The organism is Xanthomonas sp. GPE 39 (assembly GCF_000963005.1).
In the GTDB taxonomy this organism is placed as follows: Bacteria; Pseudomonadota; Gammaproteobacteria; order Xanthomonadales; family Xanthomonadaceae; genus Xanthomonas_A.
Window position 1 is genome coordinate 1,613,727 of sequence record NZ_JZHZ01000007.1, and the last position, 11,908, is coordinate 1,625,634.

An 11,908-nucleotide genomic window follows, 5' to 3' on the forward strand; every position below is an offset into this window, starting at 1 on the left:
TCGCTCACCCTGTACAACTGCGATTGCCGAAGGCGCACGTGCTACCTGCATCTCGAACAATTCATGTACACACGCATCGCGTGGATAATCCACCGCTGTTGCATTCCATTGCGTCAATAGCTGATGACGCTCGGCCTCGTCTAGCAACGGCAGACGATCCACTAGCTGATCTTCGGCGCCCTCGGCCACCATCGCAGCTAACAAATGACGCCAATGCTCCATCCAGCGTTCCAGGGTCGAATGCTCGAAAAGCGAGGAGTCGAAATTTAAAAGAAAAAATATCTTATTTCCGGATTTGACTGCTTCCAGGATAAGGTCAAGCGCTCCAGCACCGGAAATCGGAGGATGACAAAAATGAGTAAGATGCAAGCCTCCCCAAGATACAGGTGCAAGATCCTCACCACCAGCCAAAATGTTCAACACATCAGAAGAGCCACGTGCATCCTGAAACAAAAACATGGTCTGAAAAAATGGCGAACGATTCTTCTCGCGAGGAGGATTGAGTCTCGCCACGAGCTCGGAAAATGGAAAGTCTTGATTTCCCATTGCGCGTCTGACACGACTACGCACCATCTCCAGCAATTCCCTGACCGTCAGGTCAGAATTAAAACCAGCGCGCAAGACGATCTGATTAAAGAACATCCCGACAACTTCAGACCATTTCCGCCCTCTCCTAGCCGGCATCGGAGAGCCAACATGAAAATCATCCTGTCCCGTAAGCCGGCGAAGAAAAATAAAATAAGTGGTTAGAAGAACCACATAGAGCGAGGCATGATTGCGCGCTGCCATCTCGCTCAATTTAACGGACAACCCTGCATCCAGATTAAATGACATGCAACCTCTGGATGCAGGAGGCAATAGCGCAGACGGCGCACGCGCTGGCAGATTCAAGGATGGACACTCATCCTCAAGCATTTTCTGCCAATAGGTGAATTGCCTATCGCCGTCTTCCCCATTCAACCAGTCACGCTGCCATTTTACATAATCCGAGTAACTCAGTTCGGGTTCGTGACCATAGGAATGACATGGCTTCAATGGGGCCACCCCAACCATTTCATCCAAAATATTTCCTAGCTCTTCGATCAAACGCCAAAATGACCAACCATCCACTACAAGATGATTGAATGTCACCAATAGAACACCTTCTCGCACGCCAACTTGGTAAAGATCAACTCTAAATAGCGGGGCGACTGTGACATCAAAAGGCCGAAAACTATCCTTTATAACTAGCTCATCAAGAGACAATGGATCCAACTCAGAAACGTCGACCAATCGGAGCTGCGCCTCTACAAAACGCTCGCTCATTTGTTCAGGGACTGAGTTTAACTCGCGAAAACGAGTGCGCAGCATTGCATGACGACTTGCCAGCTCTACAATCGCCCGTTTCAACAGGTTAAGATCGATCTCACCAAGAATTCGCGCAAAAAAACTTATATTGTAAGTTCCCTGCAAATCCGGATGAAGTTTATATAAAAACCATAATGCGCGCTGATTTTCCGACAAAGGAAACCATGCATCCTCATTCGCGCCCATGCAAATATTTAAACCTTCATCCATCGCAAAAACCTCTTGGATTACTTCTATTTCGAATTCGAAAAATTAGTTTTCAACCGAAAACCCATGATTAAACTAAATTTTAATTATTTAGCGAATGGAAAGCTCTATCATCACCAAATTAAAGTATGATTAAATTAAATTAAATTAAATTAAATTAAATTATAAAATAATAATTAATTTATTTTTCATGGATTGCGCAGCCGCAGGATCCAATGAAAAATTAATTTCAATCTCTCGATATTTCAATGCTGAATTTTTAGTCCATGAATGAATTACCTGTCGCAGCCTCGTTGCCAGCCCGACAATGAGCGAGAAGCTAAAAAATACATGCCTCATAATGTTAAATTATATTAATCTTAATTTTCACATTGCCTTAAAAATAAATCTTATTGTACAAATTAATTGTTACAGCAATAGCGACTGATACGCCCAGAGTTCCCTAGACATCTCAAGGCCATGGAAAATGGCGAATTCGGGAGCGTCAATGAGCAGCGTAAGCTCCCCTATCTGGCAGACACCGCATCAGTAGATCTTTCTGGCATCTTTCCCAAGCCAGCAAGCAGGCTGACGCCGGGCTACCGGTCAAAGACTCTGCCGCCAGGCCGGCATCAGCACGGCAACGTATTACCAGTGGAAGAGCAAGTACGGCGGCTTGGAGGCTTCCGAGCTACGGCGGGTCAAGGAGATCAAGGCCGAGAACGCCAAGCTCAAGCGGATGTACGCCGAGCTGGCCCTGGACAACGTGGCGATGAAGGATTTGATCGCAAAAAACTCTAGGGCCGGCGCGCAAGCGAGAGGCCGTGCGGCACATGGTGCAGGTGCATGGGCGATCATTGCGTCGGTCCTGTGTTTGTGTCGGACTGTCCACAGCGGCGTGGTACGCGCCAATACTTGCAGCGTCTGCTTATGACACCTGTGGCAGACGCACCCGTGCGCACAACCCACCACCATCGCGGTTGGCGAATTCGAGGGTGCCACCATGTGCTTGGCAGATCGCTGCGGCAATGGATAAACCCAGGCCACTACCGCCAGAATGGCGAGCACGCGAATCGTCGGCACGCCAGAAGCGATCCAGCATCCGCGACAGGACCTCCGGCGCGACCCCGGGACCACGGTCAGCGATACAGATCAGCACATCGCCATTCTCGGACTGTCCCTGGATCGACAACTGCTTGCCGGCGACGGCATAGCGCAGCGCGTTGTCGATCAGCACTGACAGAACCTGACCGAGGCGGTCGCGATCGGCATGCATGCTCAACTGCTCGGGAATACACAGTTGCACCTCCATCCCGGCTTCCTGCAGCGGCTGTGCCACCCAGGCGATGCGTTCGCGCACCAGTGCGCCGAGCGGGAAGCACTGCGGCTCCAGTAACAACTGGTTTGCTCTGGCCATCGACAGCAAGTGCAGATCGCCGACCAGGCGATTGATCTGCTCTAACTGGCGCTGCACCATGGATAACTGTTCCGGATTGCTGGGGAATACGTCATCGAGCATGCCCTGTATCCGCCCCATTGCAGCGTTGAGCGGAGTGCGTAACTCATGCGCCAGCATTGCGCTTGAGTCGCGCACTTCGCGTTCGTATTGCTGCAGTTGCGCGGTCATGCTGTTGAAATCCATCGCCAAGCCGGCCAGTTCATCGGGCGCACCCGGCACTACGCTAGCGCGCGCGGCGAAATCGCCATCGCGGATCCGTCGTGCGGCTTCGGCTACGTTGGAGAACTGTCGCGACAATGGGCGCGATGCGATCAGCCCGCAGATCACGATCACCGGGATCGAAGCCAGCACCATCTGCGCCAATAACCACCAGTCGCGACTGGCCAGTCCGGGCAGGAAATCGACCACGTCGTAGTAGGTTTCGAACAGTTGCCATAGGCGTTGCGCGTTACTGTGCGGGTCCTCGCGCAATAGCAGCATTTCCTGCCGCACCTGCGGTGGCAACCGATGTAGGGTGGAGAAATCCCAGATCGCGAAGCGCAGCACCATCCCCAACGCGATCACCACGATGGTCAACACCGCCAAAGCACTCATGCGCAGCCCTACCCATTGCCACAACGGCGCGTGGGCGGTGCGACGGCAAAATGGCCACATCATTGGAAGCGATAGCCGATTGCGCGCACGGTTATCAGCAGGCCATGAATCCCTTCCTGCTCCAATTTCTTGCGTAGGTTATGCACGTGCGCGTCCACCACACGCTCCAGGGCATCGCTGTCTGGCAGGCAGATTTCCAGCAATTCACTGCGCGTGAACGCTTTGAACGGGGTCTTCATCAGCGTCGCCAGGAGATTGAACTCGGTCGGCGTCAGTTCCAGCGGCGATTCGCGGCCCTGACCATCACGCACCGTGGCCCGCACCGCAGCCGTATCGACGCTGAGCCGGTCGTGGCGCAACAGCTCTTCTTCTTTGCCTCGCGCCGATCCGGTGCGGCGCAGCACGGCGTAGACCCTTGCCACGACTTCTTTGGGGCTGTATGGCTTGACCACATAGTCGTCGGCGCCGTAACGCAGCGCGCCGAGCTTTTCCGGCTCATCGCCCATCGCAGTGACCATGATCACCGGCGTATCGCTGCTGCGGCGGATCGTGGACAGCACCTCGGTACCGCCGAGTATGGGCAACATGATGTCCAGCAGGACCAAATCCGGCTTCCACTGCGCATGCAGCGCCACCGCCTTCTGGCCATCCTCGGCCACCGCAACGTCGAAACCATCCCGGCGCAGGTAGGCCTCGAGGATGCTGGCGCTGTCCGCATCGTCTTCGACCAGCAAGATCTTCTTTGCATGCATGAAATGGACCCCTTCATGGAATCTTGAAAATTCCTAAAAAGCGGCTTGAACATGCCCGCCGATACTGAGGGCCAAGATTGGATACCAGACCACCCCTCATGATTCTAACGCCCCGCATCCACCGCCGTCGTCATGCCAGCCCCCTGCTCTGCGTGCTCGCCATCGCGTTGGGAGGCTGCTCCTTGACACCGGTCTACCAGCGTCCGCAAACAGCTCTGCCGCCCACGCTGGGCGCATCCACAGCGGTGGCCGCAGCCGGCCACGATACCGCCACGACCGCCGTGGCCACGCTGACCCCGGAAGAACAGCAGTTCGTACATACCTTCTCCCCACAGCAAGATCTGACGCCGCTGGTGACCCAAGCCTTGGCACACTCGCCCGACTTTCGCAACAGCGTGCTGCTGGTTCAGCAGGCGCGGGCGCAGTACCGCATCGAGCGTGCGCAGCAACTGCCGCAACTGGGCATCAACGCACAGGGCGTGCGACACAGCTACGATAACCCGGCAACCCAGGAACGCTACGGACAGAAGCTGTTCACCACTGCGGTGGGTGTGAATGGTTTCGAACTGGATCTGTTCGGTAAGCTGGCCTCGCTGTCGGCCGCCGCACAGCAGCGCTATCTGGCCTCGCGCCAAGGTCAACAAGCCGCGCGCGGCGCGCTGATCGCCGAAGTACTGCGGGCCTATACCGTCGAGCGCGCCGCCGCGCAGGCTGAGCAGCGCCTACAGGCAATCGCCGAGCACACGAACGCGCTGCAGGCGATTGCCAACCGACAGCACGAGGTCGGGCTACTCTCCACCGACACGCTGAACCAGCAACGCCATGAGTGCGATCAAGCTCGGGTCCGTGCCCTGCAAGCCGGCAGCGACCACGCCGCGGCCCGCCGTGCGCTGCAACTGCTGACCGGCTACACCGCGCCAGATAACACCGGCACGTTGCAGTCGCTCCTGCCAGAGGCAGGCAGCGCCAACGCTGCGGCATGGCGCGAGCTGGATTCGCAAGTGTTGTTGCAACGACCGGATATCCAGCAGGCCGAAGCCGAACTGCGCGCGCGCAATGCCGACATCGGCGCAGCGCGCGCCGCCTTCTTTCCATCGATTCAACTGAGCACTTCGCTGGGTACCGCCAGCGACAGTCTCAACGGCCTGTTCATGCCTGGCAGCCGCAGTTGGAGCTTCATGCCGCAACTGCTGATGCCGATTTTCGACGCTGGTCGCAACCGCGCCAATCTGGACATCGCGCAACTGCGCAAGGATGGCGCGGTCGCCGATTACGAGAAAGTCGTGGAAGCCGCCTTCCGCGAAGTCGCCGACGCGCTCGATGCCCAGCCCGTCCTGCAACAGCGCGCGGAGGACGAGCGCTCAAACGCGGAGCGCGAACGCCAGCGCGTGGCGCGCATGCGGCAGCGCGTGGCGCAAGGCCTGCAAGACCGCAGCGACCTGCTCGCCGGCGAGCTCAAGGCCGAGCAAGCCGAACTGGAGCAACTGCAAGCACGCCAGGCCCTGCTGCTGAACCGCATCGCGCTGTTCCACGCGTTCTACGGCGTGCAACTGCCACACGCGTCCTGATCCCCACTGCCCCGCCACGAGGTTGCTCATGAATCCTGTCTACTCCGCCCTGTCTTCGGCGCTGGCCGTCGCCATGCTGACACTGTCCGCATCTGCGCATGCCGTCGATGCCGATACCCCGTCGCACAGCACAAATGCCAGTGCCAGTCTTTTTGGCGACAAGACCGAATTGAGCCTGGGTACCGGTGCCATGCTGACACCACGCTATGCCGGCTCGGCCGACGACTACATCCAACTCCTGCCGGTGTTCTCCCTGCAGCGCGGTATTGTGTTCGTAGATAGTGTGCGCGGTGCTGGTGTGCAGTTTCAGAATGCGCACGGTTTCTCCGCTAGCCAATCGTTTTACTACGACCTGGGACGGCTGCAGCGCAATAGCACTTGGCGCCCCGGCTCGGATCGGTTGGCCGGTATGGGCGACGTCGCCGGTGCAATCACCGCGCGCAGCCTGGTGATGCAACAACTCACACCTTCCGTGGCGCTGGAGGCGGAAGCCGAATTCGCGCTCAAGGAAAACGCACGGCGCAACCGCTACCGCGCGGGTGCCCAGTTCACCCTGCTGCATCGCCCCACCGACAACATCACCATGGACCTGAATGCCCACTGGGGCGACCGCCGTTTCAACCAGTCCTATTTCGGTGTCGATGCCGCGCAGAGCACGGCCAGCAACTTCCGGCCATACCGTGCTGATGCGGGAATATATGCCTATTCGGTCGGTGCCGACTGGGACCACACGCTCTCCAAGCACTGGACCGTTTCGCTGCTGCTCAACGCCACGCGCTATGTCGGCCCGGCCGACGGCAGCCCCGTCGTGCAACGCCGCGCCTTCGCCAGCATCGGCGCAACCATGACCTATACCCGCTGATCGTGACCAGGACACCGCCGACCATGAAATCACGTCACATCCTTCTTATCACCCTGTTGCTGCCGCTGGTCGTGCTGTCGCTGTCAGGCTGCAGCCAGGACACAACACCGGCGGCCGATGCACCGCGCTCGGTCAAATTGGAAATCGTCGCCAGTGGCGTTGATCAGGGCAGCGAACGCTTCGTGGCGCAGGTGCGTCAGCAACAGCGGGCCGAACTCGGTTTCGAGGGCGGCGGCCGCATCGCCGACATCGCCGTGGATATCGGCGACCGGGTGCATGCCGGTCAGGTCCTGGCGCGCCTGGATCCGGAGCCGAACCGGCTACGCTTGCAACAAGCCGAGGCCAACGTCGGCATCGCCAGCGCCGATCTGCAACAGCAGCAGACCCAACTCGCTCAACAGCAAGCGATGTTCGACGACGGTGCTACTTCGGCAGCCACTCTGACCGCGGCCAAGAGCAGCTTCGCTGCGGCTCAGGCACGGGTGCGCAGCGCACAGTCTGAGTTGGCGCTGGCGCGCCGCGCGGTGCGCCAATCGGAGTTGCGCGCACCGTTCGACGGTAGCGTGGTGAGCCGCTTGCAGCAGCCAGATGCAATCGTCAGTGCCGGCCAGAGCGTGCTGCAAGTGGATGGTCAAGACCATGCGCAAGTCGTAGCCGCATTACCTGCGGCGCGCGCAGCGATGCTGCAACCAGGTCAGGCGATCACCGCTTACCGTAGCACCGCGCCTACGCAAGCCTTGCCGTTGAGGTTACGCAGCGTCTCAACGCGTGTGGAGGGCGGCGACACCGTGCAAGCGCTGTTTGATAGTGCCTCGGCTATGATGCAACTGCATAGCGGCGAAACCCTGTTGCTGGCACTGCCCGCCACTGCCTCCGTGCAACCGCCGAGCGTCCCGCTCAGTGCACTGATCCCGAGCATGACGAATCAGAAGATGACGCTCTTCGTGTATCGCCAGGACAACCAGACTGTGCATCGGCGTCAGGTCGACACGGGCCGCATCCAGGGCGAACGCGTGCAAATCCTCGCTGGCCTGCGTGCAGGCGAATACATCGTCGCCACCGGCGCCGCATTTCTTAACGACGGCCAGGCCGTCCTCCCCTTCCATCCCGCCACCCGTCTCAGCACAAGCGCCACGCCATGAACCTGACCCGCGCCACTCTCAATTCGCACCGTCTGGCGCTGTTCAGCGCGGCATTGATCCTGATCGGCGGCATCATCACCTTTCTCGGTTTCCCCTCGCAGGAAGAACCCAGCGTGAACGTGCGCGAGGCCATCGTGCAAGTCGGTTTTCCTGGCATGTCCAGCGAACGTGTGGAGAACCTGCTGGCGCGGCCAATCGAGGAACGGCTACGCGAAATCAACGGACTGAAGAAAATCGTCACCACCATTCACCCTGGCAGCGCGATCGTGCAAGTGACCGCGCAGGACAGCGTCAAGGACCTGCCGGCGCTGTGGCAACGCGTGCGTAGCAAGGCGGCCCAGGCTGGCGCGGAGTTGCCGCAAGGCACGCAGGGGCCGCTGGTGGACGACGATTTCGGCCGCGTCGCCATCGCCTCGATCGCCATCACCGCGCCAGGCTTCAGCACCGCCGAGATGCTCGGGCCATTGCGACAACTGCGCGCGCAGCTGTACACCGTGCCTGGCGTGGACCGCGTCACCTTCCACGGCCTGCGGGAGGAACGCGTCTACGTTGCATTCGACCGTACCCGTCTCGGCGAAGCCGGCCTGACCCCTGCCACGGTGGCGCAGCAGTTACGTGCGCAGAACGTGGTCACCGGCGGTGGCCTGGTCGCCGCGTCCGGATTGGCCATGACCGTCACCACCTCCGGCGAAGTGCGCGACCTCGATGATCTGCGCAAAACCCTGATCGCCACGCAAGGCGCCAACGGCCCACGCCAGATCCCGCTCGCGCAGTTGGCGAAGATCGAGCTGATGCCGGTGGATCCACCCGAAGCTGGCGCGATCTATCAAGGGCAGCCAGCGGTGGTGGTGGCGGTCTCGATGACGCCCGGCAACAACGTCGCCGATGTTGGCAAAGCTTTACGGCTCAAGCTAGAGGAGACCGCCAAACTGCTGCCGGTGGGATTTTCCCAGCATGTCGTCACCTTCCAGGCCGACGTAGTCGAGCGCGAAATGGGCAAGATGCACCACGTCATGGGCGAAACCATCGCCATCGTGATGGCGGTGGTGATGCTGTTCCTGGGCTGGCGTACTGGCCTGATCGTCGGCGCGATCGTACCGCTGACCATCCTCGGCGCGCTGATCGTGATGCGTATGCTGGATGTAGAACTGCAGACCGTGTCCATCGCCGCGATCATCCTGGCGCTCGGCCTGCTGGTGGATAACGGCATCGTCATCGCCGAGGACATTGAACGGCGTCTGGCTGCGGGAGAACCCCGCCGCGAAGCCTGCGAGGCCGCCGGGCGGAGCCTGGCGATTCCGTTGCTGACGTCCTCGCTGGTGATCGTACTGGCGTTCTCGCCGTTCTTCTTCGGTCAGACCAGCACCAACGAATACATGCGCTCGCTGGCAATCGTGCTGGCGGTGACGCTGCTCGGCTCGTGGTTACTCAGCATCACCATCACGCCGCTGTTGTGCATGTATTTCGCACGACCGCATGCCACTGCCCATGGCGAAACCTACGACTCGGCACCGTACCGTGTGTATCGGCGCATCATCCAAGCATTGCTGGCGCACAAGGCGCTGTTTCTCGGCAGCATGCTGGCGTTGCTGACACTGGCCGTTGCGGTATTGGCCTCGATCCCCTACAGCTTTTTGCCCAATTCCGACCGCCTGCAGTTCCAGATGCCGGTGACCCTGCAGCCGGGCAGCGATGCGCGACAGACGCTGCGTACCGTGCAGTCGATCAGCCAGTGGCTGGCTGATCGCAAACAGAACCCGCAAATCGTGGACAGCATCGGCTACGTCGCCGACGGCGGTCCGCGCATCGTGCTTGGACTGAATCCTCCGTTGCCGGCAGCCAACATCGCCTACTTCACCATCAGCGTGTTGCCAGGCACTGACGTCGATGCGCTGATCGCCAAGGTCCAACGGCATCTGCGTCAGCAATATCCAACGGTACGTGCCGATCCTAAGCGTTTTTCGCTGGGTTCGACCGAATCGGGCGTCGCGATGTATCGGGTGATCGGCCCGGACGAGGTGCAGTTGCGTCGCCTCGCCGCCGGCATCGCGCAGGCGTTGCGCTCGCTACCGGGGACCGTTGACGTGAGCGACGACTGGGACAGCCGTATCCCGCGCTACGATGTGCACGTGGACCAGGCCAAGGCGCGGCGTGCTGGCGTCAGCAGCGAGGACATCGCCCAGGCACTGCAGTTGCGCTACAGCGGCATGGACGCCTCGGTGATTCACGACGACGGGACCAATGTGCCGATCCTGCTGCGCGGCGGCTCCGAAGAACGCGAACGCGATCGGGATCCCGGCACGACCCTGATCTACCCGCAGTCCGGTGGCACACCGCTGCCGCTGGCATCGATCGCCGACATCCAACTGAGCTCGGAGCCTTCGACGATGATACGCCGCAACCTGAGCCGCGCGATTACCGTCACCGGACGCAATCGGCAACTCACCACCGAGCAGATAGTCGCCGCATTGGCCGACAAAGTGGCGTCGCTGCATCTACCACCAGGCTACCGCATCGAAATGGGCGGAGAACTGGAAGAAGCCGCCGAAGCCAACCAGGCCCTCTTGCAATACATGCCGCATGCGTTGGGCGCGATCCTGCTGCTGTTCATCTGGCAATTCAATTCGTTCCGCAAATTGTTCATCGTCATCGCCAGCATCCCGTTCGTGTTGATCGGCGCCACCATCGCTCTGCTGGTGACAGGCTATCCGTTCGGCTTCATGGCCACTTTCGGACTGCTTGCGCTGGCCGGCATCATCGTCAACAACGCGGTGCTGCTACTCCAATGTATCGAGGCGGAACTGGCTGATGGCCGCAGCCGGCACGAGGCGGTGATCGCTGCGGCACTCAAACGCCTGCGCCCGATCGTCATGACCAAGCTCACCTGCATTGTCGGCCTGATCCCACTGATGCTGTTCGCCGGACCATTGTGGACCGGCATGGCCATCACCATGATCGGCGGTCTGGCGCTGGGGACGCTGGTGACCTTGGGTGTGATCCCGGTGTTGTACGAGCTGCTGTTCTCGCGGAATGCTCAACGCGAGGTCACTGACGTCAGGGCTTCGGCGTGAACAGGCCACGGCAGACTGACCATCTCAATGCTGAGCTGTTGTGGTTGATGCGCAGCACGCGCAACTGTACAAAGCCCATCTTGCAGCGCGTCGCCGCAGACGCGCCGCATCGGAGGGGTGCCCTGCCGATGCTGGGCACCGACTCCAACAGCGAGCAAGGTATGCGGATGTATCGCTCTGCGCGGCCACTGCGCCGCACACAAAAAAACACACCCGGCATTGCCGGGTGTGTATTGAAAAGTGGCGTCCCCACGGGGATTCGAACCCCGGTCGCCACCGTGAAAGGGTGATGTCCTAGGCCTCTAGACGATGGGGACGCTGATAACGATGTCGCTTTGCGGACGGCCTATGTCCGAAAAGTTGGTGGAGCCAGCCGGGATCGAACCGGCGACCTCTTGCATGCCATGCAAGCGCTCTCCCAGCTGAGCTATGGCCCCATTGGGACTGGCAGAAGCGGAATCATACCCGATTTTTCACCGATGTACAAAACAGGCGGATCACACAGTTCGATGAGACTGGACTTGTGTGCGCATCATGATCGAAAAATGGCGTCCCCACGGGGATTCGAACCCCGGTCGCCACCGTGAAAGGGTGATGTCCTAGGCCTCTAGACGATGGGGACGCTGATAACGATGTCGCTTTGCGGACGGCCTATGTCCGAAAAGTTGGTGGAGCCAGCCGGGATCGAACCGGCGACCTCTTGCATGCCATGCAAGCGCTCTCCCAGCTGAGCTATGGCCCCACATGCTGCGAGGAGCGGAATATTAACGACCGCCCCTGCCCCACGCAAGCTTTTTTGCAGAATTTTCCGCACGACCGAATCGGCTGTCGCAATTGATCGCGTGGTGAGATCTACATGCACATGGACAGGACAGACCTGACAGCCACTTTTCCGACTAGGCGCGAATGTCCAAGCATCATTGAAGC

The 11,908-nt window shown here is 59.6% G+C and carries 7 protein-coding genes, 4 tRNA genes and 1 pseudogene; 5 read left to right on the forward strand and 7 right to left on the reverse strand.

Annotation, left to right across the window (positions count from 1 at the left end; genetic code table 11):
* On the reverse strand, positions 1 to 1,557 hold a 1,557-nt coding region (locus XALGPE39_RS15155), incomplete at its 3' end, for a condensation domain-containing protein (RefSeq protein WP_200893863.1).
* A 521-nt stretch (positions 1,558 to 2,078) separates the two neighbouring features.
* Between XALGPE39_RS15155 and XALGPE39_RS06720 the strand changes: the two are divergent.
* A pseudogene (locus XALGPE39_RS06720) lies at positions 2,079 to 2,450 on the forward strand (transposase); the annotation flags it as partial.
* Between the two features lie 11 nt (positions 2,451 to 2,461).
* Here the strand turns inward: XALGPE39_RS06720 and XALGPE39_RS06725 are convergent.
* Positions 2,462 to 3,649: an ATP-binding protein gene (locus XALGPE39_RS06725; RefSeq protein WP_045727515.1), complete on the reverse strand. Its 1,188-nt coding sequence runs from the start codon at positions 3,647 to 3,649 to the stop codon at positions 2,462 to 2,464.
* Positions 3,646 to 4,338: a response regulator gene (locus XALGPE39_RS06730; protein WP_045727516.1), complete on the reverse strand. Its 693-nt coding sequence runs from the start codon at positions 4,336 to 4,338 to the stop codon at positions 3,646 to 3,648. Before XALGPE39_RS06730 ends, XALGPE39_RS06725 begins: the two co-directional genes overlap by 4 nt.
* A gap of 98 nt (positions 4,339 to 4,436) precedes the next feature.
* On the opposite strand from XALGPE39_RS06730, the gene XALGPE39_RS06735 reads away from it, so the two are divergent.
* From XALGPE39_RS06735 to XALGPE39_RS06750, 4 genes are read left to right on the forward strand one after another with little or no spacing between them, the layout of a single operon-like run.
* A complete protein-coding gene (locus XALGPE39_RS06735; protein ID WP_045727517.1) occupies positions 4,437 to 5,906 on the forward strand; it encodes an efflux transporter outer membrane subunit in 1,470 nt (489 codons plus the stop codon).
* 28 nt (positions 5,907 to 5,934) lie between these two features.
* On the forward strand, positions 5,935 to 6,768 hold the full coding sequence (locus XALGPE39_RS06740; protein WP_045727518.1) for a MipA/OmpV family protein: 834 nt from the start codon (positions 5,935 to 5,937) through the stop codon (positions 6,766 to 6,768).
* A 23-nt stretch (positions 6,769 to 6,791) separates the two neighbouring features.
* On the forward strand, positions 6,792 to 7,910 hold the full coding sequence (locus tag XALGPE39_RS06745) for an efflux RND transporter periplasmic adaptor subunit (protein WP_045729031.1): 1,119 nt from the start codon (positions 6,792 to 6,794) through the stop codon (positions 7,908 to 7,910).
* Positions 7,907 to 10,981, forward strand: a complete 3,075-nt coding sequence (locus XALGPE39_RS06750) for an efflux RND transporter permease subunit (protein WP_045727519.1) — start codon at positions 7,907 to 7,909, stop codon at positions 10,979 to 10,981. The genes XALGPE39_RS06745 and XALGPE39_RS06750 overlap by 4 nt, the downstream gene beginning before the upstream one ends.
* Positions 10,982 to 11,222: 241 nt before the next feature.
* Here the strand turns inward: XALGPE39_RS06750 and XALGPE39_RS06755 are convergent.
* The 4 genes from XALGPE39_RS06755 to XALGPE39_RS06770 all read right to left on the reverse strand — a co-directional run bounded on the left by XALGPE39_RS06755 (position 11,223) and on the right by XALGPE39_RS06770 (position 11,723).
* Positions 11,223 to 11,298, reverse strand: a tRNA-Glu gene (locus XALGPE39_RS06755).
* Between the two features lie 44 nt (positions 11,299 to 11,342).
* Positions 11,343 to 11,418 (reverse strand) — tRNA-Ala (locus XALGPE39_RS06760).
* A gap of 109 nt (positions 11,419 to 11,527) precedes the next feature.
* Positions 11,528 to 11,603 (reverse strand) — tRNA-Glu (locus tag XALGPE39_RS06765).
* 44 nt (positions 11,604 to 11,647) lie between these two features.
* Positions 11,648 to 11,723 (reverse strand) — tRNA-Ala (locus XALGPE39_RS06770).
* Between the last annotated feature and the right edge of the window lie 185 nt (positions 11,724 to 11,908).

Bases quoted from the DNA above. Each gene is read 5' to 3' on its own strand.
- XALGPE39_RS06735 (WP_045727517.1), top strand. From the start codon at position 4,437: ATGATTCTAACGCCCCGCATCCACCGCCGTCGTCATGCCAGCCCCCTG.
- XALGPE39_RS06740 (WP_045727518.1), top strand. From the start codon at position 5,935: ATGAATCCTGTCTACTCCGCCCTGTCTTCGGCGCTGGCCGTCGCCATG.
- XALGPE39_RS06725 (WP_045727515.1), bottom strand. From the start codon at position 3,649: ATGATGTGGCCATTTTGCCGTCGCACCGCCCACGCGCCGTTGTGGCAA.
- XALGPE39_RS06730 (WP_045727516.1), bottom strand. From the start codon at position 4,338: ATGCATGCAAAGAAGATCTTGCTGGTCGAAGACGATGCGGACAGCGCC.
- XALGPE39_RS06745 (WP_045729031.1), top strand. From the start codon at position 6,792: ATGAAATCACGTCACATCCTTCTTATCACCCTGTTGCTGCCGCTGGTC.
- XALGPE39_RS06750 (WP_045727519.1), top strand. From the start codon at position 7,907: ATGAACCTGACCCGCGCCACTCTCAATTCGCACCGTCTGGCGCTGTTC.